Annotated in this window: 11 protein-coding genes and 5 pseudogenes; 9 read left to right on the top strand and 7 right to left on the bottom strand. The window is 38.3% G+C overall.

Features of this window, described 5'->3' with window-relative positions; all coding sequences use genetic code 11:
- Positions 1 to 150: 150 nt before the first annotated feature.
- The 3 genes and pseudogenes from dnaE to H3Z85_14550 all read left to right on the top strand — a co-directional run bounded on the left by dnaE (position 151) and on the right by H3Z85_14550 (position 11,059).
- A pseudogene (gene dnaE / locus H3Z85_14540) lies at positions 151 to 4,816 on the top strand (DNA polymerase III subunit alpha).
- 324 nt (positions 4,817 to 5,140) lie between these two features.
- Positions 5,141 to 8,518: a fibronectin type III domain-containing protein gene (locus H3Z85_14545; protein QPQ50650.1), complete on the top strand. Its 3,378-nt coding sequence runs from the start codon at positions 5,141 to 5,143 to the stop codon at positions 8,516 to 8,518.
- 228 nt (positions 8,519 to 8,746) lie between these two features.
- Positions 8,747 to 11,059, top strand: coding sequence for a fibronectin type III domain-containing protein (locus H3Z85_14550; protein ID QPQ50651.1), 2,313 nt, complete (start codon positions 8,747 to 8,749; stop codon positions 11,057 to 11,059).
- Between the two features lie 168 nt (positions 11,060 to 11,227).
- On the opposite strand, the gene H3Z85_14555 is transcribed toward H3Z85_14550, so the two are convergent.
- Positions 11,228 to 11,386 carry a hypothetical protein gene (locus H3Z85_14555; protein QPQ50652.1) on the bottom strand — a complete coding sequence of 53 codons (159 nt, stop codon included), beginning with the start codon at positions 11,384 to 11,386 and terminating at the stop codon, positions 11,228 to 11,230.
- Between the two features lie 43 nt (positions 11,387 to 11,429).
- Positions 11,430 to 12,257, bottom strand: a complete 828-nt coding sequence (locus H3Z85_14560) for an ion transporter (GenBank protein QPQ50653.1) — start codon at positions 12,255 to 12,257, stop codon at positions 11,430 to 11,432.
- A 249-nt stretch (positions 12,258 to 12,506) separates the two neighbouring features.
- Here H3Z85_14560 and H3Z85_14565 point away from each other — a divergent pair.
- From H3Z85_14565 to H3Z85_14575, 3 pseudogenes are all read left to right on the top strand, one after another.
- Positions 12,507 to 13,353: pseudogene (locus H3Z85_14565) on the top strand (hypothetical protein).
- 126 nt (positions 13,354 to 13,479) lie between these two features.
- Positions 13,480 to 14,576 (top strand): annotated as a pseudogene (locus H3Z85_14570) (Nif3-like dinuclear metal center hexameric protein).
- 2 nt (positions 14,577 to 14,578) lie between these two features.
- Positions 14,579 to 15,354 (top strand): annotated as a pseudogene (locus H3Z85_14575) (hypothetical protein).
- Between the two features lie 298 nt (positions 15,355 to 15,652).
- Here the strand turns inward: H3Z85_14575 and H3Z85_14580 are convergent.
- Positions 15,653 to 17,431, bottom strand: coding sequence for a long-chain fatty acid--CoA ligase (locus tag H3Z85_14580; GenBank protein QPQ50654.1), 1,779 nt, complete (start codon positions 17,429 to 17,431; stop codon positions 15,653 to 15,655).
- A 341-nt stretch (positions 17,432 to 17,772) separates the two neighbouring features.
- On the opposite strand from H3Z85_14580, the gene H3Z85_14585 reads away from it, so the two are divergent.
- Together H3Z85_14585 and H3Z85_14590 are read left to right on the top strand one after the other, a co-directional pair.
- A complete protein-coding gene (locus H3Z85_14585) occupies positions 17,773 to 18,912 on the top strand; it encodes an acyl-CoA dehydrogenase (protein QPQ50655.1) in 1,140 nt (379 codons plus the stop codon).
- A 25-nt stretch (positions 18,913 to 18,937) separates the two neighbouring features.
- A complete protein-coding gene (locus tag H3Z85_14590) occupies positions 18,938 to 19,303 on the top strand; it encodes a hypothetical protein (protein ID QPQ50656.1) in 366 nt (121 codons plus the stop codon).
- A 361-nt stretch (positions 19,304 to 19,664) separates the two neighbouring features.
- Here the strand turns inward: H3Z85_14590 and H3Z85_14595 are convergent, their stop codons facing one another.
- The 4 genes and pseudogenes from H3Z85_14595 to H3Z85_14610 form a co-directional block, all read right to left on the bottom strand.
- The gene (locus H3Z85_14595) at positions 19,665 to 20,609 is read right to left on the bottom strand and encodes a DUF4349 domain-containing protein (protein QPQ50657.1); all 945 of its coding nucleotides are present in this window, start codon (positions 20,607 to 20,609) and stop codon (positions 19,665 to 19,667) included.
- Between the two features lie 310 nt (positions 20,610 to 20,919).
- Positions 20,920 to 22,514, bottom strand: a pseudogene (locus H3Z85_14600) (peptide chain release factor 3).
- Positions 22,515 to 22,626: 112 nt separating this feature from the next.
- On the bottom strand, positions 22,627 to 23,325 hold the full coding sequence (locus tag H3Z85_14605; GenBank protein QPQ50658.1) for a hypothetical protein: 699 nt from the start codon (positions 23,323 to 23,325) through the stop codon (positions 22,627 to 22,629).
- Positions 23,326 to 23,575: 250 nt separating this feature from the next.
- Positions 23,576 to 23,971 carry a hypothetical protein gene (locus tag H3Z85_14610; GenBank protein ID QPQ50659.1) on the bottom strand — a complete coding sequence of 132 codons (396 nt, stop codon included), beginning with the start codon at positions 23,969 to 23,971 and terminating at the stop codon, positions 23,576 to 23,578.
- 168 nt (positions 23,972 to 24,139) lie between these two features.
- Here H3Z85_14610 and H3Z85_14615 point away from each other — a divergent pair, with 168 nt between their 5' ends.
- A complete protein-coding gene (locus tag H3Z85_14615; protein QPQ50660.1) occupies positions 24,140 to 24,970 on the top strand; it encodes a CPBP family intramembrane metalloprotease in 831 nt (276 codons plus the stop codon).
- The last annotated feature ends 9 nt before the right edge of the window (positions 24,971 to 24,979 follow it).

A 24,979-nucleotide genomic window follows, 5' to 3' on the forward strand; every position in this document is an offset into this window, starting at 1 on the left:
TAGATTGGAGTTATTTTGTTTTTTATAATCTCATGGTTGTTATTAGAGATTTCATAATTTTATAGATACGGTCTATATCTCAATTAAAGTATTAATTAGAAAAAATGAAGTAACTTTACATTCTATTTCCTAAAAAAGTTAGAAAATTATATGTATTTAATTTTTGACACAGAAACAACCGGTTTACCAAAAATTTCAACGCTCCGCTTTCAGATTCGGATAACTGGCCCAGAATGGTTCAGATTGCATGGCAGTTACATGATGATGATGGGAACCTGATCGAAAACCAGGATTATATTATAAAACCTGAAGGATATGATATTCCCTTTAACGCAGCAAGAATTCACGGGATTACTACCAAGATTGCCAATGAAGAAGGTCGTGATCTTGAAGAAATCCTTAAGGAGTTTTCTGAAGTACTGAACAGAGTAAGGGTAGTATCCGGACACAATGTTGAGTTTGACTACAATATCGTAGGTGCAGAATTTTACAGAAAAAATATAAAAGATAACCTCCAGGAAAAACCAAGAGCAGACACCATGATTCTTGGAACTGATTATTGTCAGTTAGGCGGTGGGCGTGGAGGCCGCTATAAGTCTCCTAAACTTGAAGAGCTTTATGAGAAGCTTTATGGTCATAAATTTGATGAAGCACACAATGCTGCGGCCGATGTAAATGCTACAGCAAGAGCTTTCTTTGAGATGATGAGGATTGGTGTCGTTCCCGCTGAGGTACTCAAGATTTCTGAAGACCAGCTGGCTTATTTCAAAAGCCTCTATCCGGACCCGATAAAGCCTTTTAATATTGTTGTCAGAAGACAGGTTGCTGATTTTAATAATAAAAAGAAACAACAGGATTTCGGGAGTATTGATGAAATTGACTTAGGTAAATATTTCAATTTTGACAATCATAGTGTGTTCTCAACATTGATGGCGACTACAAGCATCAACGATTTGATTAAAAAAGCTTCTGATGATAACTTTCCTGCCGTAGGAATGGTGGATCTCGGAAATATGATGGGAGCTTTTAAATTCGTTTCTGCAGTAGAGGCGGCCAATGGAGACAGGGCAAAAAAACATAAAGAATATTTAGCAAAAAAACAGGAGGCCGAAGAAAACGGATTGGAATTTAATGAAGAAGAACCGCTTTCCGAACCGTTGATTCCTGTTGTAGGTTGTGAGTTTTATATCTCAGAACGTTACGAACAGAAGCAGTTTACCAAAGATGATCCGGATAGAAGAACGCAGGTGGTACTTTTGGCAAAAGATTTTAACGGATACAAGAATTTAGCAAAACTTTCAAGTATCGGTTTCCTGAAAGGTTTCTATTTTGGGGTACCAAGGATCAGCCGTGAACTGATTGCTCAGTATAAAGAAGGTGTCATTGCCCTTACTTCAGGAATTCACGGCGACATTCCTGATGCGATATTAAATACCGGTGAACAGAAAGGGGAAGAGCTTTTCAAATGGTGGAGCGATACTTTTGGAGAAGACTTTTATGTTCAGCTTCAAAATCATAAGCTGCCGGAAGAAGAGCATTTGAACGAAGTTTTATTATATCTTGCTGATAAATATAATGTTAAAATATTAGCGCAGAACGAAACCTATTATTCTAATAAGGACGATGCGAATATCCAGGATATTGTAAGCTGTATCAAAGATGGTGAAAAATTAACAACCCCTATCGGAAAAGGATTTGGTAAAAGGAGAGGGCTGACTACAGGAGAGTATTACATTAAAAATTCTGATGAAATAAAAGAAGCTTTTCTTGCTTATCCTGATGCATTTGAAGCCTATGATGAATTTTTTGCGAAGTTTAAACCTTATACTTTAAAAAGAGATGTCCTCCTTCCTAAATTTGATATTCCTGAAGAATTTATCCATGCAGAAGATGATATAGATGGAGGTAAAAGAGGGGAGATGGCTTATCTTACCCATCTTACCTATGAAGGTGCAAAAAAAAGATATGTTGATACAGGGATTACCGATGAAATTAAAGAACGTCTTGATTTCGAACTGGAAGTTATTGCTAACACCGGATATCCGGGATATTTCTTAATTGTACAGGATTTTTGTAATGAAGCCCGTAATATGGGGGTGTGGGTCGGTCCCGGAAGGGGATCGGCTGCAGGATCCGCAGTAGCTTACTGTATCGGAATTACGAATGTTGATCCCATTAAATATGACCTCCTATTTGAGAGATTCCTGAATCCGGAAAGGATTTCGATGCCGGATATTGATATCGATTTTGATGATGAGGGAAGAGATCGTGTAATCAAGTGGGTCATTGAAAAATATGGACAAAGTCAGGTCGCTCAGATCATTACTTATTCGGTTCTTGGGGGGAAATCGGCTATTAAAGATGCCGGAAGGGTTCTTGATGTTCCGATTCCGGATACCAATAATATTGCCAAGCTTATTCCTTCAACGCCAGGGATGAATATTGCGAAAGCACTCGCAAAATATGAAAAACTGAAACCTGAAGAACAGATGCTCGTTGATGAGATGAGGTATGTTCTTAATAGTCCTGATGACTCACGTCACGGAGTGCTGGCAAGTGCCAAGAAGATGGAAGGATGTATCAGGAATACCGGTATCCATGCCTGTGGAGTTATCATTACTCCGGAGGATGTAAGTAATCTGGTACCTGTAACCATAGCAGCGAAAGATGCTGATATTCTCGTTTCACAATTCGATAACTCGGTAGCGGAAAGCGCGGGACTCCTGAAGATGGACTTTTTAGGTCTTAGAACTCTTACAATCATCAAAGATGCCTTGAAGCTCGTTAAAGCAAGGTATGGTGTTGATATTGACCCGGATCTTATTCCGTTGGATGATGCCAAAACCTATCAGTTGTTTAAAGAGGGAAGAACGGTTGGGATCTTCCAGTACGAAAGTCCCGGAATGCAGAAGTACATGCGTGAGCTTAAGCCTACGGTTTTTGCCGATCTTATCGCCATGAATGCCTTGTATCGTCCCGGTCCGATTAAATATATCCCGAACTTTATTAACAGGAAGCACGGGATTGAAGAGATCGTCTATGATTTACCGGAAACAGAAGAATATTTAAAGGAAACATACGGAATTACCGTATATCAGGAGCAGGTAATGCTTCTGTCTCAGAAATTAGCCAACTTTACGAAAGGTGAAGCCGATACCCTGAGAAAAGCGATGGGTAAGAAACAGATCGATGTCCTGAACAAGATGTATCCTAAATTCATTGAAGGAGGGAGAAAAAATAACCTCAATGAAGAAAGGCTCGAGAAAATATGGAACGACTGGAAAGCCTTTGCAGAATATGCCTTCAATAAATCTCACTCGACCTGTTATGCGTTTATTGCCTATCAGACCGCATTTTTAAAAGCAAATTATCCTGCAGAATATATGGCGAGTGTGATGAGTAATAACATCAACAACACCGACTCCATTACCATGTTTATGGAAGACTGTAAAAGTATGGGCGTAGACGTTCTTGGGCCGGATGTGAATGAATCTCAGTACAAATTCTCTGTAAACGAAAAAGGGCAGGTTCGTTTTGGCTTAGGAGCCATCAAAGGGATTGGTGAAGGTCCGAGTGAGGCCATTACAAAAGAAAGAGAAAACGGAAGGTTTAAAAATATCTATGATTTCTTTGAGAGAATCCTACCTTCCCAGATGAATAAAAGAGTGGCAGAAAGTTTAGTGCTGGCAGGAGCTTTTGATGAATTGGACTCTTTCCACAGAGGCCAGTATTTTGATATCGATATGGCCGGAAAAACAAATCTGGAACGATTGATAAGATACGGACAGAGCTTTCAGGAAAGTAAAAATGAAATGGAACATTCCCTGTTCGCCGATTTTGCTGAGGAAGTTCAGATCGAACAGCCTAAACTGGCCCCTTGTCCTGAATGGCCTAATATGCATAAACTTAATAAAGAAAAGGAAATCATTGGTTTCTATCTTTCTGCCCATCCATTGGATGAATTTAAATTCCAGTTTCAGTTTATGCAGGGGCAGCTTTCAAAAAAAGCGGTGCTGGAAAAGGATGTAGAGGCTAAAGTATCACCGGATGAAACTCCTGTTTTGGAGCCGGATTCACAAGATGATACCGTGGATCTCGTTGAGATTGTTTCCGATGAATTGCCAACCGGGGAAGAAGAGGTGGTGGAAGAAGTTACCAAAAAAGCAGAGCCTAAAGGAAACTTTATGTTTCTGAACCTTGATGAGGTGGATGCTTATAAAGAACAGGCTTTTGCCAATAAGCAGGAAGAGCTGTTTGAAGAAAAAAGAAAGACTGGAAGACCATTCAGAAAGAAAGAGAAAATGGCGGTGGCGGAAAAGAATATACTGTAGCCGGGCTGATTACCGAATATGTGGTAAAAGATGGTTTCAGAAGCGGTGAAAAAGTAGCATTTGTGACGCTGGAAGATTATTCAGGTTCATATTCTTTCCGTTTAGGAGACAGAGATTATATGAGATTGAAGGAAAAGCTCGAGGTGCAGAGATTTGTTATTTTTAAAATAAAATTTGCCCAGGTAAAAGATGGAAGGGTTTTCGTGAATGTAAATGATGTCATAGAACTTCAGGAAGCCTTCGAAAGGTTTGCGAAAAGTATTTCATTGGTGATGGATGTGATGGATGTACGACCTGAAGACCTGGATTTTTTCAGAACAGTTCTTGACAGAAATAAAGGAAATCAAAAACTGAAGTTCTTCATTAAAAATATAGAAGATGATTCTCATATTGAAGTGCAGTCAATGAAACATTCTGTAGACCTGAATGGAGATTTGATTAAAGAAATTCAACTGCTGAACAAGTATGAGTTCTATCTGAATTGATCAGTAGGAATCTATAAATATCTGAAAAAGTGGCTTTTTGCCACTTTTTTTATGCCGTAATGTAAGTTCAAAGCAACTTTTTTATTATGTTAAATTGGTAGACTGTTGGTTGGGATCTTAATTTTTGTTTCATATTAACTTATTGTATTCCAATTGTTTAAAAAAATAAATCTATTGATTAAATAATTAATAAAATTAAATATTTGTTTAAATTTCATTAAAAATAATGTTGTTTTATTGAATAATATTTACTCATTTTAACTTATTTGTGATTTTGGATTAATTATTTTTTTACATTTATCCCCTAATTTTATTTTTACATGTATGAAAAAACTTCTACTATCGTGTATGATGTCACTGGGAATTGGGGCATCAGCACAAATTTTAGTTAATGAAGGGTTCGAAGGTTCAAGCTTACCTTCCGGTTGGACAAGCACCAACGGGGCAGGGACTACTCTGGCAGCAGGAGGTTACGGATCAAGTGCCGGAACCGCTTGTCAGGGAACTAAGGCCGTGTACAAGAATATTTATGACGGTGTACCAAGTTGGAATATGGTGTATACTTCTACAGCTTCCAATGCTACAGCGCTTAATTATTCTTTTAAATATCTCGCCAAGGGATATAACAGCACTGCCATAATTGATGGAACGGTAGCAGCGGATTATTCCGTAGATAATGGTGCAACCTGGGTCACTATCCTTAGCCCGCTGGCGATTAGTGGATCTGCCAATACCATCATACCCTGTACTACAGTTTCCGGATCAATTCCTGCAGGAACGATTCCTGCAGGTGCAGGTTTTAAACTTAGGCTCAAAAGTACAGCAGTAGGTACCGGTGATTTTTATATGGGATTTGACGATGTTCAGCTTACCCAGGATATAATAAGCCCGCCGGCGTGTAACACGATTTCGACTCCTGCCAATGCCGCTACAGGAGTTTCTGTTACCCCTACTATCACCTGGGCTGCAGGCACAGGAGGAACTAATGGATATAATCTGTATTTAGGGACAACGCCGGGCGGAAACAATATAATCAACGGATTGGATGTAGGAAATGTTACCAGCTATTCAATTACAGCAGCTAATGCATTGAGTTATTCTACCCAGTATTATGCAACGATAGTTCCGAGAAATGTTATAGGTTCTGCAACAGGATGTAATGGATCCAGTTTTACCACAACAACAGTTCCTTGTCCTGCTGTTTCTGCTCCGGCAGCATCAGCTGTAAATGTATCGGTGAATCCAACTTTCACCTGGTCAGCCGTAAGTGCAGCGACAGGATATAAGTTGAGGATAGGAACTACAGCAGGAGGTTCTGATGTACTCAATGATTTTGATATGGGTAATGTTACCAGCTATACCTTGCCAACCTCTCTCAATAATGCCACCACTTACTACTATACAGTAAAATCATATACGGCGACCAGCCTTTCCGCATCCTGTACTGAAAAAATTTTTACAACAGTATGCTTACCTACTTCGGCGCCTTATTCTCAGAATTTTGATACTACCCCCACAGGTTCATCGTCAAACGTTAATGCACCAACGTGCTGGTCATACGTAGAAACGTCCGGCAGTGCAGGTTACGGATATGTATCTTCTACCTCTCCATCTTCCACTCCGAATTGTTACATTTTATTTAACAGTACGGATACTACAGGAAATGTGATGTTGGTTTCTCCGCAGACAACCAATTTGACAAATGGAACAAAAAGAGTTAAATTCATGGCAAAAGGCGGAAGTACAGGATATACGATGTTCGTAGGAACTTTGTCTGATCCTTCTAATCCGGCGTCTTTTGCAGCAGTAGGTAATAGTATTGCGATCACAACTTCCTGGGCGTCATATGTTGTTAATATTCCTGCGGGATCAAATCAGTATCTGGCTTTCAAGCATGGCTTGGGAGGTACTTCAAGATCAGTGTATATTGATGATGTTGTGGTGGAAGATATTCCTTCATGTCTTGAGACTACCGGGGTTACGGTTGGTGCTGTTACCCTGAATTCTGTCGATATTTCATGGACAGCTCCTTCCACACCTCCGGCAAACGGATATGATATTTATTACAGTACGACCAACGTAGCACCTCTGCCTGCTACGGCGCCAAGCATTACTGCTGTTGCCGGTACATCTGCAACTATTCCCGGCTTATTACCATATACCACTTATTATATCTGGGTGAGATCAAGATGTAGCGGCTCAGATCAGAGTGTATGGACCTCTGCCGTGTCTGCTTATACGGGACATTGCATTCCTACAGGAGGTAGCAGCAATACCTTATATTACTATAATAATATTACCACGAATACTTTAGGGTATAATAACCTTGCCTACACGGCTGCATCATATTCGGCATACGTAAATAATTCATCTACATCATTCTCCGGAACTGCAGGAGGAAATATTGATTATTCATTAAAAGCATCAGGAGGAGGTACGTACTACTATTATATCTGGGTAGACTGGAATAATGACCTTGACTTTAATGATGCGGGTGAGACTATGCTTGCTGCTACCGCAGCCTATGCTGCAACGGCTTCAGGATCTTTCGCAATTCCTGCCGGCCAGCCGATGGGAGACTACAGAGTGAGATTCGGGCAGTCTTATAGTGGTACTATTACATCTTGTGGACCGGCCCCTTCAGGAAACTATGTTGACTTTACCCTGAGTGTTGTTGCACCGGCAACATGTATTCCTCCGACGGGAGTTGCTGTTTCAAATATAGCCGCAGATTCTGCTGCAGTGTCTTGGACGGCTTCTACAACGCCTCCGGCCGCGGGTTATGATATGTATTACAGTACTTCAAATACGGCTCCTACAGCATCTACGGTTCCTGTTATTTCGGGTGTGACCGGAACATCTCAGGTTCTTACTACGCTTACTCCTGCAACTACATACTATGTTTGGGTAAGATCCCACTGTAGCGCCAATGATACGAGCGCCTGGTCTGTGTCTGCTAACTTCAAAACAGCTTGTGCAGCGGTATCATCGTTGAATGAAAACTTTGATTCATCAGTTGTTGGAGCGCTTCCTTCATGTTGGCTAAGTATCGGTTCTATGGCGAGCTATGCCAAAGTTTATGCCCTTTCCGGAACAATGATAAGTGCTCCTTATGCATTGTATCTTTATACTGATAATTCTGGTACAGGAATGGTATCTACCCCTGAGCTCCTTAATCTGGATTCTAATAATTATATGATTAGCTTTAAAGGAAGAGCAAATCTTACTGCAGGTGGAGTTGTTCAGATAGGATATTTAACGGATCCTGCCAATACCGGTAGTTTTGTGATATTGGGTACTTATACAACCACAGGTACTACGGTTATTGATAACTATTCGTTGAATATTACCGGAGTTCCTGCCGGTGTTAATAAGCTTGTGCTTAAGCATACAGGATCTCCTGCCAATAGTGTGTTGATTGATGATTTTAATTTCCAGCTTGGTAATCTGTCAACTTCTGAGGTGACAAGGGATAAAAACGAAATCAGACTTTATCCTAATCCGTTCTCTGAAATTGTAAACATTTCCGATGTTTCTAAAGTAAAATCAGTTCAGATTGTTGATGCGGCCGGCAGAGTGGTGAAAACCATTGAAAATCTTTCTTTATCTCTTCATGTGGGAGATTTGAAACAAGGAATGTATTTAGTGGTCTTGAATATGAAGGACGGCACCAAACAAACGATTAAAACCATTAAAAAATAATATTTATAAACATCATAAATGAGAGACTTCCTGTAGGGGAGTCTCTTTTTTATTGCCTTAATTTTAAAATCTGTAAAATATTTTTAATGCTATTGGTTAAATATTGAAATTATCTCATATTAATTAAAAATTTATTTTTAATGGTCTTGATTTAATTTTTTTATGTATTTATTGCTTAATTTATTTAAATTTGAGTAAAATAATAATATTATATGAAAAATATTTTACTTGTTAATTTTCTTGCAATCGGAGCTTTATCCTTTGCCCAAACCTATTGTATTCCCGAATTTGCCAGTGGTTGTGATGGGGGGAGACCAGATAGACTCCTTTATAATTCCTTCAGTAGGATTTACCCATCAGGGGACAGGCTGTTCTACAGGTGCTTATGGAGATTACACCTCCATGACTATTAATCTGAATGCCGGATTAAATTATGATTTTTCTGTAACGCATGATTACGGAGATCAAAACGTACGTATTTGGATCGATTTTAATAATGACGGAACTTTTGATGATACGGATCCTGAGCTTGTAGCATTGGGAACGAGTGAAGAGGTGAATGGTACAAACGTTACGTTAGGTACAATCAGCATTCCCGCTACCGTTACTCCCGGCACCTACAGAATGAGGGTCGCAGACAGGTATTCAAGTCAGCCAATCCCTTGTAACATCTCAGGATATGGGGAAGCACATGATTATACGGTTGTTATTGGAGCGGCTCCAAGCTGTCTTGCTCCGGGCGGGTTAGCTTTATCTGCCATAACGCCTAATTCTGCGCAGCTTTCATGGACAGCATCTACAACTGTTCCGGCTAATGGATATGAGTACTATTATTCTACTTCCAATACATCGCCTACGGCAACTACCGTTGCCTCAGGAGCCAGCAGTACATTGACGGCTACTTTATCATCACTGTCACCGGCCAGCGTCTATTATGTATGGGTACGTTCGGTTTGCAGTACTACGGATAAAAGTGCGTGGTCGCAGCAAAAGACATTTACTACAGCCTGCGGGGTAATGAATGTTCCATACGTGCAGAATTTTGAATCTGCGGCAGTGCCCGGTTTACCATTATGTACGGAAGTTGTCAATAGTGGAACAGGAAATGAGTGGGAAACTTACAATTACGACGATAATGGATTTACAGGGAAGACACTTCGCTATTCATACAGTTTCTCAAATGCGGCCGATACATGGTTTTTTACCTCTGCTATAAACCTTACTGCCGGGGTTAGCTACAGAATAAAGTACAAATATGCCAATTCAACCGGAACTACAGTTTATCCTGAAAAACTAAAAGTAGCTTATGGTACTTCCGCCACAAGTGCAGATATGACCCATGCATTGGCAGATCATCCGGATATCGTTACAAGTACTGCTACCAGCAATTTTGTAGATTTCACCCCTACGACTACAGGTGTATACTATTTTGGATTTAATGCCTATTCTGATGCCAATATGAATCAGTTATATGTGGATGATATTGCAATCGATGTAACACCTACATGTAGTGAACCTACGGCACTGACGGTTTCAAATATAACTACAACGGGAGGTACGGTATCCTGGATAGCAGCAACTCCGGCTCCTGCAAACGGATATGATATGTATTACAGTACAACGAATACCGCTCCAACTGCAACAAGCACTCCTAATGCTACAGCAATTACCGGTACAACATATACAATCCCATCATTATCCCCTTCCACCAAGTATTATATCTGGGTAAGATCTGCATGTAGTGCAACGGATAAAAGTGCGTGGAGTGAACTCACTACCTTAACTACCTTATGCTCAACCGGTAATCTTCCGTATATCGTTGATTTTGAAAATGCTAGTATTCCTAACCTTCCCGGTTGTACAGAAAATGTGAATGCCGGATCAGGTAATGATTGGGAGACAGATTCTGAACCTTTTGATATTCAGGGGTTCTCAGGAAATGTACTGAAATACGGATATAGCTTTTCCAACCCGGCAGATGCATGGTTCTTTACACAGGGCTTAAGTCTAACTGCGGGAGTGCAATATACCATCAGCTATAAATACGGAAATAATTCAACTACTTATACTGAAAAGATGAAAGTAGCTTTTGGAACCTCAAGAGATGCTTCAGCAATGATTAATCCAATTGCAGATTATCCGTCAATCAATGATAATACGGTAAATACAGCATCTTTAACATTTACCGTTCCTGCAACGGGAGTATATTATTTCGGTTTTAATGCTTATTCAGATGCGAACCAGGATAATCTTTATCTTGACGATATTACTATCACGAATGGAAACCTGGCAACTTCAGAGATTGGACCGAAGAAGAACGATCTTAAAGTATACCCGAATCCGTTTACAGATGTACTGCATATTTCTGATAGTAAAAATGTAAAAAATGCTTTTGTAACCGATGCTGCGGGAAGGTTGATTAAAACAATCGAAAACCCAGGTACAACAATTTATTTGAACGATCTCAAACAAGGACTGTATCTGATTACTTTAGAAATGAAGGACGGCGGAAAACAGACTGTTAAAGGAATTAAAAAGTAAATACTCCTTTTGTATAAAGACAGAAAAGCGGATCATCAGGATTCGCTTTTTATAAGACAAATCGAGACATAGAATTAAAACAATCAGGTAGTAGAAGTACTTAACTGGTTTATAGAAAAAAGGTTGGGCGAAAATTTTCGCCCAACCTTTTATATTATGAGTTATCCTTTACTTATCAGGAACGGGCTGTACCTGTCCCGTATTCATCCAATCGAAAACGGTTGGAAAAAACATGACTAGGAAGAAATAAATAATGATCATCAGCACGACTAGTGCAAAAAGAATAACGACTAGACTATTCGGTTTGTTTTTCTTTTGTGGTTCCATGATTTTGTGGTATTTGGTGAATAAATTATATCGATATCAAATATCAAGCTAATTTCTTGCCACACTGTTTGCAGTACCTTGCATCATCATCAATATCTTCGTTACCACAACGGTCACATATCTTTTCAAGGTTCTGCCTTTTATTTCTCATTTCTGCAGTTACAATCCCGGTGGGAACAGCAATAATAGAATAACCGGCCAGCATGAGAACAACCGCGAAAAATTTGCCTAATGGGGTGATAGGAGACACATCACCGTATCCTACAGTGGTTACAGTAACTACAGCCCAGTAAATAGACTGTGGAATAGTTTCAAAGCCCTGCCTGCCGCCTTCTACCATAAACATCAGTGAGCCTACGATCACGGAAAAAATAATAAGGAATAAAAGGAAGATATATATTTTTCTGGAGCTGTTTTTTAAAGCCCGTACGATGAGGTAGCCATCGTTCATAAAATCCAGTAAATTAAAAATCCTGAAGATTCTCAACATTCTCAGCATTCTGAAGATCAGAAAGTATTTGGTGACCGGAAAGAAAAAGCTAAGATAAAACGGAACCAACGCCAGGAAATCAATGATTCCGAAAAAGCTGAAGATATAGGACCGCTTATTTTTTAATACCGCAATACGCATAGAATACTCGGCTGTAAAAAAGATTGAGATAATCCATTCAAGGATGATGAACGTATAATGGAACCTTCTGTCGAGCTGTGGTACACTTTCCATCATGATGATGGCTGTACTCGCAAGAATTAATGATAATAATATAATATCAAAAAGTTTTCCGAGCCTGGTATCAGAGCGGTAGATAATTCTATACAGATATCTTTTCCAAAGTTTATCCTCAGGAACAAGATTATGTTCTCTTTCCATGTAAGTTAAGTTATTTCACAACGAAGTTAGTAATTTACATAAAGTATAAGGTAAATATATGATTGTTAAAATGAAATTCCAAATGTTAAAAGTTTTTTAGTCGTTAAAAAGTGAATTATTGATATTTAATTTTTTGATTTACAGTTGATTATATAATATAAAATACGAATAAAAAATGAGAAATAAAAATTTATTTTTTAACATATTTTAGAATCTAGTTCGTAATTTTATTCAACAAAATCTAATATCATGAGAAAAATATTAACATTTTTTATTCTTTTGTTCATATATGGTTTTGTATATGCACAAGTAGGTATTGATACTACCACTCCCAATGGGGCGACAGTATTAGATATTGTTTCCAATCAGAAAGGAATTCTTATCCCTCGGCTTACCGATACCGACAGAGATACATACCTCGCTGACAATAATGCTTCCACAGTGCCACCTGCAGGTGTTGTGAATGCTAATCTTACTGCAGGAACTCTTATTTTATACGACAACCAACAATTTCCAGTATTGGGACGGTACCCTCTGGAGACAGCTTTTTGTTCCCACATCCTCTCAGGCTGGTAATGACGGTGTCGTTAAGGTGAATTCTGGAAACGCAAATGTAAAACCCTCTTTTAGTTTAAGTGCAGCAGGCAGCGGCTACGGGGCAAGACAACAGGTAACGTATACCGTACCATTGGTCTTTGCTGCAAGCCCTACGACCAGTTGGCCGGAAACTACTGTTCCTTTTCCGGGAGTTACAGCAAATATTTATACTGCTGCTACAGGAAAATGGAGGGAAAATGAAATTCACGGGCAGGTCCATATCTGGAGACTTATTGCCAATATTACTCCGGGATCCAATTCCTCAGGGTCGGTAAAGGCAACGTTTAAAAACCCCGATTCCGGGTTTGAAGTCAATTCGATCCAACTTGTTCCGAGCGGTTCAAACGGGGTGGGTAATCTTCTGACATTTTACTTTTATACCATTGCTGATCCTGCAAGTTTAGATCCCGGAAGAGGATATCAGCTTTTTATGGAATCTGATATAAGCTGTACTGTAGTAGTAGATTCATTTACCAGAGTGTCACTTTTCAAAGACTAGTTATATTTATTTTTCATGTTCAAACCGGCCACAGCAGGCCGGTTTTTTATAATATATTCTGCACTATTTTTTCTTTAATCATGGTAAAATTAATATCTTCGCCGTAATTGTAAATTTTAGAAACCCATGAAGCTAAGGACTGTAATTGCAAAAATTGAAGAGGAAATAAGTATCAGACAGGCAGAAGATTTTGATAATGTAGGTTTATTATGTGGTGTTCCAGATCGCGATGTTTCCGGAATTCTTGTGTGCCACGATGCATTGGAAAATGTAGTACAAGAAGCTATAGACAAAAATTGTAATCTGATTGCCTGTTTTCACCCCATCATTTTTTCGGGACTAAAGTCTCTGACAGGAAAGAATTACGTAGAAAGAGCAGTGATGAAAGCCATTGAAAATAAAATTGCCATCTACGCTGTTCATACAGCCTTTGATAATGATTTTTTTGGTGTAAACTATGGAATATGCAGCCAACTGGGGCTCAGGGAAATGAAAATCCTCCAACCGAAAGAAAACAACCTCAAACAACTCACCGTCTTTGTTCCTAAAGATCACTCGGAAAAAGTGAAGGAAGCTATGTTTTCAGCCGGAGCAGGAAATATCGGATTCTATGATGAATGCAGTTTTACCATCAACGGAAACGGAACATTCAGACCGGTTGAAGGGTCAAATCCTTTTTCCGGACAGCAGAATATCCGCGAAAATGCTGATGAAGATATGATCTCCGTAATTTTCGAAAATTATAAAGAAGGACAAATTGTCGGCGCCATGAAGACAGCCCATCCTTATGAAGAAGTAGCGCATCAGATCTATACCCTTGATAATAAAAACCACCACGCAGGACTAGGGATGTATGGTGACCTGGAAGAAGAAATGGACGAAAAGGACTTTTTGAATTTTGTAAAAGGAAAATTTAATCTGGAAGTCATAAAACACTCTTCCTTTACCCGGAAAAAATTAAAAGGGTAGGGGTTTTAGGCGGTTCAGGAGCCAGCGGCATCAGAGCTGCCCTTTCTAAAAAATGTGATGCTTACCTCACCGGAGATATTAAATACCATGACTATTTTCTGGCTGAATCTAAAATGCTGATCTGCGATATAGGGCATTATGAATCAGAACAATTGGTAAGCCAACAATTATTTGAAATTTTATCACAAAAATTTAGTACATTTGCAATTTCAAAATCTATTGAAAAAACAAACCCAGTAAATTATTTCATTTAAATATGGCAAAAACCAACGATATTTCAGTTGAAGAAAAATTAAGAGCTTTATACGATTTACAGATCATTGATTCAAGATTGGATGAAATCCGAAATACTAGAGGAGAATTGCCAATTGAAGTTGAAGATCTTGAAATCGAGATTGAAGGTCTTGAAAAAAGAGCTGAAAAATTTCATGCAGATATCAAAGATCAGGACGATCAGATCAAAACAAAGCATGAAGTTATTAACCATGCTAAAACTTTAATTGAGAAATACAAATCTCAGCAGGATAACGTAAGAAACAATAAAGAGTTTGAAGCATTAGGAAAAGAAATCGAATTCCAGGATCTGGAAATTCAGCTTGCTGAAAAAAGAATTAAAGAATTCGGAGCTAAAATTGCTCACAAAAACGAAACTTTAAGCGAATTGAATGCAAAGATCGAAGATTTGAAAAGCCACCTGAAATTCAAAAAAGAAGAATTGGATGGTTTGATCTCTGAAACTCAAAAAGAAGAAGAATATCTTTTAGAGCAGTCTAAAGAATTTGCGGGTAAGATCGATGAAAGATTATTAGCTTCTTACAACAGAATCAGAACAAACTCTATCAATGGTTTAGCGGTAGTAGGATTAGAAAGAGGAGCTCCGAAAGGATCTTTCTTTACCATTCCTCCTCAAAAACAAATGGAAATTGCTCAGAAAAAAAAATCATTATTGATGAGCACTCTGGGAAAATCCTTGTTGATGACGAGCTGGTAATGGAAGAAAACGAAAAAATGAAATCTGTAATTAAATTCTAATTACTGATTGTTTACATACTAAAAAGCTGTTTCAGAAATGAAGCAGCTTTTTTATTTTGCTAAAACACGTACCACACCAATATCTTCACAAATAGCAACGGATTATTCTTAAGCTTTTTTGTCATTCTGACGAAGGAGGAATATCAACAGAGTATTCAGGAGTACAAGGCTACTTTTGTTACGGAATGATAAATAACCATTAAGAGAAACGGGTCTTTGAATTATCCTCCTGCTTGGCTATACTTAAAAGATAAAAATACACAGAAAAAAACCGCTTCATTTTGAAGCGGTTATTATGTTATTCATGATGCTCATACATCTTGTTATACAGACTAATAAATTTCTCTTTGACAGCTTTCCTTTTCAATTTCAGGGTCGGGGTCAGAAGTCCTGCTTCAATACTCCAGACTTCAGGGGTAAGCTCTATTTTTTTGATTTTCTCCCAGTTTCCAAGGTGTTCGTTGATTCCTTCAATCTCTTTCTCAATCCTTTGCTTTAATTCCTGACTTTGTGCAATTTCTTCAGGGGCAGAACCGATGTTCAGATTATTTCTCATCGCCCAGCTTTTGGCAAATTCAAAATCGGGTTGTACTAAGGCACATGGCATTTTTTCGCCATCACCAACCACCATGATCTGCTCAATAAATTTGGATGCTTTTGCTAAATTTTCAATCGTCTGCGGAGCAATATATTTTCCGCCGGATGTTTTGAACATTTCTTTTTTACGGTCTGTGATCTGCAAGAAACCATCACTGTCGATATGTCCTATATCTCCCGTTTTGAAAAATCCGTCTTCCGTAAATGCTTCTTTTGTCATTTCTTCATTCTGGAAGTAACCTTTAAACACAGAAGGGCCTTTTACGGTAATCTCTCCATCTTCCTGAATTTTTACCTTTAAATTATCCAAAGGAACTCCTACCGTTCCCACCTTCATTTTTTCAAAGCTGTTTACGGAAATTACCGGCGATGTCTCTGTCAGTCCGTACCCTTCCAGTATAGGGATTCCTGCATTCTGAAATATCAGATTCAGTCTGGTAGATAATGCGGCAGAACCCGAAACTAAGGTAACAATTTCCCCGCCAAGACCTTCTCTCCATTTAGAAAATACCAATTTATCAGCAATAATCTGCTGGATCCCCGAAGGTTTCGAAATTTCCTTTTTCTTTGAGATTAAATTTAAAGCCCAAAAGAATATTTTTGATTTTAATCCTCCAGCCGAAGAACCCGTGTTGTAGATTTTATCATATACCTTTTCCACCAGTCTCGGTACAACAGTCATGTAATGAGGCTTTACCTCTTTTACGTTTTCGCCCATTTTATCAATGCTTTCTGCAAAATAGATTGAAAAACCGTTGTATTGGTACAGGTAAAAAAGCATTCTTTCAAAGATATGACAGATCGGAAGAAAGCTTAATGCTCTGCTTTCTTTATAATCTAAACTTTTTTTCTTCGGAATCCTCGGAATCGAACCCAAGACGTTAGAAACTATATTATTGTGGGTCAGCATTACACCTTTTGGCCTTCCTGTAGTTCCTGAGGTATAGATGATCGTTGCCAGATCTTCGGTGTTGATGGCATTAGAAAGGTCATCAACTTCAATTTGGGTAGACTCATCCTTACCCAGGTCAAGAATCTCCCTCCAGTTGGCAGCACCGCTTATGTTGTCGAAAGTAAAAATACCCTGTAGTGTAGGAATATTATGTTTTACTTTCATAACTTTATTCAATAGCTCTTTATCAGAAACAAAACAGTACTGAATCTCCGCATTATTGAAGATAAATTCGTAATCTTCAGGGGAAATGCTTGGGTAAACAGGCACCGAAACAACCCCGATCTGGGATAGTCCGAAATCCATAATCGCCCATTCTGTACGGGAATTGGTAGTTATCAAAGCGATCTTATCACCCGGCTTTATGCCTAGCTTTAGTAATCCACGGGATATTTTATTTCCCTCATTAATAAACTCCTGTGTTGAAGTTTTTTTCCATTCACCATGATATTTGGTTACAAACATGTCCGTTTTAGGATATTTTTCTAAAGCGTAATGTGGAATATCGAATAATCTCTTGATCGTCATGATTTTTTAAGTAATTTATAAAGAATTCTAAATATAAGCATTTTTTTTAATTGTAAAAACTAGAATTCGATAATCGGAAATAAGTTGAATGTCTGCCATAATATTTCCGATCAGATGAAGGATATCGCCGGCAGAAAAAAATTGACTTATTATGAGGTTGTCTTTATTCAGCTTATTTTGTTACACCATTTTTTATTCCATAATATGAGGCGGAAGCTAATGGAAAGACATTTGTTTTCATGACTTCCGGCCTCCTTTATCTCAGCTGTTTTCCCAATTTTAATTTATTTTTCATATTTGTCTAAAAAGTGTAAATTTACGGCTATCTAATTATTTTTTTTATGGACTTTAATTTATCAGAAGAACAGCTGATGATTCAGCAGGCAGCAAGAGATTTTGCACAAACCGAACTATTACCGGAAGTTATCGAAAGAGACCGCGACCAGAAATTCCCTGCAGAACAGGTGAAAAAAATGGGCGAAATGGGCCTTCTGGGAATGATGGTTGACCCAAAATACGGAGGAGCGGGTATGGACAGCGTTTCTTACGTGCTGGCAATGGAGGAGATTGCAAAAATAGATGCTTCTGCAGCTGTTGTAATGTCTGTAAACAACTCACTGGTTTGTGCCGGTCTTGAGAAATTTGCTTCCGAAGAACAAAAAATAAAATATCTTACACCATTGGCAAGCGGAAAAGTGATCGGTGCATTTGCTTTATCTGAGCCGGAAGCCGGTTCTGATGCAACATCACAGAAAACAACAGCTGAAGACAAGGGTGATTACTACCTTTTAAACGGGATCAAAAACTGGATCACCAACGGTGGAACAGCTTCTTACTACATTGTGATCGCTCAGACAGATCCTGAGAAAAAACATAAAGGGATCAACGCTTTTATCGTAGAAAGAGGATGGGAAGGTTTTGAAATCGGGCCAAAAGAAGATAAACTGGGAATCAGAGGAAGTGATACACACTCTTTGATCTTCAATAATGTAAAAGTTCCGAAAGAAAACAGAATCGGTGAAGACGGGTTTGGTTTCAATTTTGCAATGGCTGTATTGAACGGTGGTAGAATCGGTATTGCTTCTCAGGCCTTAGGTATTGCTTCAGGAGCTTACGAATTGGCATTGAAATATGCTAAAACAAGAAAAGCGTTCAAAACTGAAATTATCAACCACCAGGCAATTGCTTTCAAATTAGCTGATATGGCGACTCAGATTACTGCAGCAAGAATGTTGTGCTTCAAGGCAGCATGCGAAAAAGATGCAGGAAAAGATATCTCTGAAAGTGGAGCAATGGCAAAATTATATGCTTCTCAGGTAGCAATGGATACTACTATTGAGGCGGTACAGATTCACGGCGGATACGGATATGTGAAAGAATACCACGTAGAAAGATTAATGAGAGATGCTAAAATCACTCAGATCTACGAAGGAACTTCCGAAATCCAGAAAATCGTGATCTCCAGAAGCATCGCAAAATAACAATTGAATAAAACACACATTACTTATGAAAAAATCTTTGTGGATCACCCTTGGGGTCGTACTGCTATTGTTAGGAGTATTCGTATGGTATAAATATTTCTTCGTATTCGGAGAAGGAGTAAAGTCTGGATATCTGAACTATGCCATGAAAAAAGGGTATATTTTCAAAACCTATGAAGGCAAACTGATTCAGGAAGGCTTTGGAAAAGGAAGAACAGGAGGTATTACAAGCTATGAGTTTGAGTTTTCTGTAGATGACCCGGAAGTTTTCAAACAACTGGAAACCAACAGCGGCAAAACCTTTGACCTTCATTACAAAGAATACAATGGCGCTCTACCGTGGAGAGGAAACACAAAGTTTGTCGTAGATAAAGTTGTGAATATGAAATAAAGAAAGGCTTCCAATACCATTGGAGGCCTTTTTTATGAGTAATAAGTAATAAATGATGAATGATGAATGATGAATGATGAATGATGAACGATAGTGCTGTTAAGTATCAATGGATAGGTTTTTTGTATCATAACCGTTGTGTCATAACCACTTTTTTCATCCTGTAAGGATCCAAGTCAGGTATTATTATTTTACAGATCAGTAGTTTCCATTTGTATCAATATCAATATCAATATCAATAGGGGCGGGCTTTAGCATGCCCAAATAAATAAACCCCGTTCCATTGGCTTTAGCCAAAACCTAATTACTAAGATACAACCAAAACAAAAAAAATCCACCCTTAAGGATGGATCCTGAAACTCTAATGGGAATCTTTATCAGGAATGCTGTTTTGTTTCTTTTTATAAAAATAATATCCAATACCGCCAATCAAAAACACAGGCCACAAGGGAAGAAGAAAAAGAAAGATGGAAGTAATCACATCCCAGCCCGATTCAATAGCGGCTAATGATTTTCCGCCAAAAGTTTTAGGTTCCTTTTCCACTTCAGTTTTATCTGTAATATTGACATTGATACTGCAGATCGTATTATCTGTATAATTATGCCCTGTAACCTGGATATCTTTGGTGTCAATATCTTCTATATTGCTGCTTAAAGCTTCCATTAAACCGTCAAAATGCTGAATTGGAACCTTGATATTCAGATTATAGACCTTTTGATTCTCATCACGCTGATTAGCAGATTCAGCATAAGACTGGTTTTCACTTTTAACATACCCGTTATTCCTGATGGCTTCTTCTCTGATGATTTCTTTTACCGTTTCAGCGTTATCTGCTCTTACCACAAGATATCCTGTTTTTACCATCTTATCTTTTGACATATTCAGTTCATAGCTGTCGTTCTTAGGCTGTGCCTCTTTGTAAATGATTTTGGTTTCCTTAATAACTTTAGGAGCTGGAACGTTTGTAGCAACCTTTTCAGATTTCTTAACTGTGGAATCCTTTTTCTCAACCTTTGATTCAAGTTTTGTAGAAGCAATTTTGTCCGATAATGAATCTACCATTTTGGAGGTGCTTTCTATTTTTTCCTGAATATCGTTTTTAGCTCCTTCAATATCTTTTATTCTGATACCTGCAGAATCAAGTGCCCGGTTGGCTGTTTTGCTGACATTATCAATAGCATCTGATGCAACTGAAACTGTACTGTCTATGCTATTGGCAGCTTCTTCCGCTTTAGACACTCCGCCTTTCTGGCTGCACGCAATAAAAGCACCGGATATTGTAACAAGTAATATGAACTTTTTCATAACATTATTTTTTTGATGAAGTAAAATTAGTCATGAAGACTTTGAAGCATTTGTAAATAGAATGTATTCTGGTCGTAAAATTGTAACTGTTATATTTTCAGTATTTTGTATTTGTTTTACAAGAGATTTACAAACTATGCTTATACTGAACTCTGGATTTTAAACGCTCAAATTCTACTTGCTATAAGGTCCAATCGAAGACGTTATGACCACCCCGTCAAAAATTCTCTGAATTTTTGACGGGGTGGTCATAAAAAAGTCCGCAGAAAAACTTCTGCGGACCTATATCTTTAAGCAATTTCGCTTTTAATTAGTTATCCCTGAATTCACTGATAAAGTGAAGCTTCACATTTGGGAATTTCTCCTGCGTCATATGAATCGTAAATGACGAGTCTGCCAAAAATACAAGCTGGTTGTATTTATCTCTGGCAAGGAATCTTTGCTTTAATCTTGCAAATTCTTTGAACTCTTCCGATTTTTCATCAGCTTCCACCCAGCATGCTTTATGCATTGAAAGTGGTTCATAGGTACATTTCGCACCGTATTCATGCTCCAGACGGTACTGGATAACCTCATACTGAAGAGCTCCTACGGTACCGATGATCTTTCTTCCGTTCATTTCCAAGGTAAATAACTGGGCAACCCCTTCATCCATAAGCTGATCAATACCTTTAGCCAATTGTTTAGCCTTAAGCGGATCGTTGTTGTTGATATAACGGAAATGCTCCGGAGAGAAGCTTGGAATTCCTTTGAAACTTAGTTTTTCGCCACCCGTTAGAGTATCACCAATTCTGAAACTTCCTGTGTCGTGTAAACCTACAATATCACCGGGAAAACTTTCTTCTACAACCTCTTTTTTATCAGCAAAGAAAGCGTTTGGAGATGAGAACTTCATCTTTTGCCTTCTCTTACCAATAGATAATTTTCATTTCTCCTGAATGTTCCCGAAACAATTTTTACGAAAGCCAATCGGTCTCTGTGTTTAGGATCCATATTGGCGTGGATCTTAAATACAAATCCTGTAAAAGTACTTTCTTCAGGCTTCACCAAACGGGTATCGCTTTCTTTAGGCTGTGGCATCGGAGCAATGTCGATGAAAGCATCCAATAATTCACGAACCCCGAAATTGTTCAAAGCAGAACCGAAGAACACAGGTTGTAAATCCCCTTTCATATAATCTTCACGATTAAATTCCGGGTAAACAGACTGGATCAGATCAAGCTCCTCTCTTAAAGTAATTGCTGCTTTTTCGCCAATTACATCATCTATTGAAGTATCATTAATATCATCAAACTTAATAGAATCTCCAACTTTCTGTTTTTTCTCTTCCAGGAATAACTGGATATTGTTTTCCCAGATATTATAAATTCCCTGGAAGTCACTTCCCATACCAATAGGTAAAGAAAGCGGGCAAACCGTTAATCCTAATTTCTGTTCTACTTCATCAAGCAAATCAAACGCATCTTTTCCTTCACGGTCAAGTTTATTGATGAAAACCAGCATCGGAATGTTTCTCATTCTACAAACCTGAACCAGTTTTTCAGTCTGCTCCTCAACCCCTTTCGCGACATCAATAACAACGATTACAGAATCTACAGCAGTTAATGTTCTGTAAGTATCTTCAGCAAAGTCCTTGTGACCCGGAGTATCCAGAATGTTGATTTTATGGTCTCTGTATTCAAAAGCCAATACGGAAGTCGCTACCGAGATTCCTCTCTGTCTTTCGATTTCCATAAAGTCGGAGGTAGCTCCTTTTTTTATTTTGTTGGATTTTACCGCACCCGCTTCCTGGATTGCACCCCCGAAAAGAAGTAACTTTTCTGTAAGAGTGGTTTTTCCGGCATCCGGGTGGGAAATGATCCCAAAGGTTTTTCTTTTTTGTATTTCTTTGATTAAGTCTGACATATCGTATTTTGAAGTTGCAAAAATCGGGAATTTTTATGAGGTTTTCAAATTTAAATTCATACAATATGGATCGGAGACCAATCGAAATGGGTGATTGTCTTTAAATAGCACTTTAAATAAACAACGAAACAACATAAATTAATCCAAGGATGGCAAGCGTGAAGAATCCGGCTATGATATACTCAAATGCTTCAAAATTTTTAACCGGTGGAAAGTCTGGTGTGAGGCTGTATTCTTCAATAGTTTGCCGGCTTATAGTCAGATCCGGACGAAAGCACTGGACTCCTCTCAGAAACTGACGGTACATTTCAAACTGATTACTCAGAATAACATATTCAAAGTTGAAATCTATACTTGTTAGTACAATTTCCTCGGTTGTATTTTTAAGATAGATTTTCAGAAACGTTTTCGAATACCTTCCTGTTGTAGTGTACATAAATAAGTCTGCTTTCGAATTTCCCGACTGTTGAAGTTCACGGTATAAAATGGTATTGATAATATTATCCCGGCTGTTGTAAAAAGTGACACCACTCTCATTAATGACAGCCTTTTGTACTTTTTCTTCCTTTCGATAGGTTAAAGCGATCATCAGGGCTGCAAAACAGAACATCAGCAGGAATTGGGCCAGAATAAGAATGAAAAAAGTACCCTGATCATCTTGTAAATATTTTCTGAAGTTGCTATACATATCTTCGGCAATAATTCCTACTACAATAAGAATAATAGCGATAACCAGCCATAGGATTCCGGTCAGAAAGTAAGTAACCGGCTGGTTAATTTTAGACGTAACGGATTGGAATTTTTCTGTCATATCATTTTTTTTGTTTCAGCTAATAAAATGACAAACCCGATAATGACACAGGTAATGAGAAGTACCATCAGAATAAGTAACCAGCCGGCCAATGAAACCCCTTTGTGATCAACCTTCCAGGTATCTGAATTAACGGAAAAGCTTTTAAGGGCTGACGGATCTATCCTTAAATCAGGGCGAAAGACGGAGATTCCGTGCATGAAATGGGCATATAAACTGGGTTTATTTTTTACGATGCGAAACGGAAGATTCATATCGATTCGTTGGGTAGATTCATTTTTTTCTCCGGCTGCACAGTGATTTCCAATAACGGAGCGATTCCGGATCCTATTGGTGATATGGTGTAGACATCAAAATTTTGCTTCGAAGGCCGTAGTGCTGTATACAATATTTTTTCTGTGATTTCATTTTTTGAGTTATAAAATAAAATTCCCGTACTGTCTACAACAATCCTTCTGGCAATACTTTTTCTTTTGATGATGTATTGTCGCGTGACAGGAATGAGGACGAAAAGTGAAATGATCCAGCAGATCAGAGCTGTAGAGAGCATCGTTTGAAATCCTCTTTTATAAATTCCATAAGCAGGGCCGACAACAAAAAGACAGAAAAATAAAACAAGGATTCCCCAGAACGTTATCTGTAGCATAAATGTACCGAACTTGCTAATTTTAGACTCAACCCCCGGAAAAATGACTTCTGTATTTATTTTTGTAATGTTCATGGTATCGGGCTAAATTAAGTATTTTCTTTTTTAGTTGCCTGTAGCAATCAAAAAAATTATCTTTGTTTTCGTTAAATTTTTACAGAAAAAAGCATGGAAAATAGCAAATATCCGAAATTTACTTTCACATGGTGGGGCGCTGTTACTTTGGTGGTGGGATTGTTTGTAGGAACAATGGCTGTTTCGCTGTTCAGCCTTTTTTGGAAAGTTGCTTTCAGAGAAAACCTTGAGCTTAAAGAATGGTTTTTTATGTTGGCTAATTCAGCAGGCTTTTTATCGGCTATTGCTTTTTTTGACTATTTTATGGTGAGACGTACCACAGGGAAAAAACTGAATTTTAACCTGTCGTCAGTTAATTTTTATACCTATCTTTTAATCTTTCCGATGATGGCCGGGATGATGCTCATCTCAGAATTTGTAACCTCTCTTATTCCGACAACGGGATCTTTTTTCGGAGAACTTTATGAATATTTCATGCGGCTTATGAATCAGCTGACGGATGATCCTGTGGTCATGATTGTAATGACCGCGTTGCTGGCCCCCGTTTTTGAAGAAATAATTTTCAGGGGAATTATTCAGAAAGGATTGATTAATAAAGGGGTAGAGCCGTGGAAAGCTATTCTGTACGCTTCCATAATTTTTGGAGTCGTGCACGGAAACCCATGGCAGTTTATCAGCGCTGTAATGTTGGGATGTGTTCTCGGACTGGTATATTATAAAACAAAATCTTTATTAATGCCGATGCTATTGCACGGATTTAACAATCTGGTGCTCTCAGTACTGGTTCTTTACGGTAAAGAAGAAAGTTTTGCAAAAGTTTTTAATGTTTCAGAATGGCTTATATTACTCGTAGGACTTGTGATTTTTTCATTGTTCTATTATCTTTTTATGAAAAAATACAAAGTACATTACGCTGAACTGTAGACCATTTAC

It is taken from the genome of Chryseobacterium indologenes, assembly GCA_016025055.1.
GTDB classification, from domain to species: domain Bacteria; phylum Bacteroidota; class Bacteroidia; order Flavobacteriales; family Weeksellaceae; genus Chryseobacterium; species Chryseobacterium indologenes.

Excerpts from the sequence above, each read along its gene's own strand:
- H3Z85_14615 (QPQ50660.1), top strand. The coding sequence starts at position 24,140 with ATGGAAAATAGCAAATATCCGAAATTTACTTTCACATGGTGGGGCGCT.
- H3Z85_14555 (QPQ50652.1), bottom strand. The coding sequence starts at position 11,386 with ATGGAACCACAAAAGAAAAACAAACCGAATAGTCTAGTCGTTATTCTT.
- H3Z85_14605 (QPQ50658.1), bottom strand. The coding sequence starts at position 23,325 with ATGACAGAAAAATTCCAATCCGTTACGTCTAAAATTAACCAGCCGGTT.
- H3Z85_14590 (QPQ50656.1), top strand. The coding sequence starts at position 18,938 with ATGAAAAAATCTTTGTGGATCACCCTTGGGGTCGTACTGCTATTGTTA.
- H3Z85_14595 (QPQ50657.1), bottom strand. The coding sequence starts at position 20,609 with ATGAAAAAGTTCATATTACTTGTTACAATATCCGGTGCTTTTATTGCG.
- H3Z85_14545 (QPQ50650.1), top strand. The coding sequence starts at position 5,141 with ATGAAAAAACTTCTACTATCGTGTATGATGTCACTGGGAATTGGGGCA.
- H3Z85_14585 (QPQ50655.1), top strand. The coding sequence starts at position 17,773 with ATGGACTTTAATTTATCAGAAGAACAGCTGATGATTCAGCAGGCAGCA.
- H3Z85_14560 (QPQ50653.1), bottom strand. The coding sequence starts at position 12,257 with ATGGAAAGAGAACATAATCTTGTTCCTGAGGATAAACTTTGGAAAAGA.
- H3Z85_14580 (QPQ50654.1), bottom strand. The coding sequence starts at position 17,431 with ATGACGATCAAGAGATTATTCGATATTCCACATTACGCTTTAGAAAAA.
- H3Z85_14610 (QPQ50659.1), bottom strand. The coding sequence starts at position 23,971 with ATGCTACAGATAACGTTCTGGGGAATCCTTGTTTTATTTTTCTGTCTT.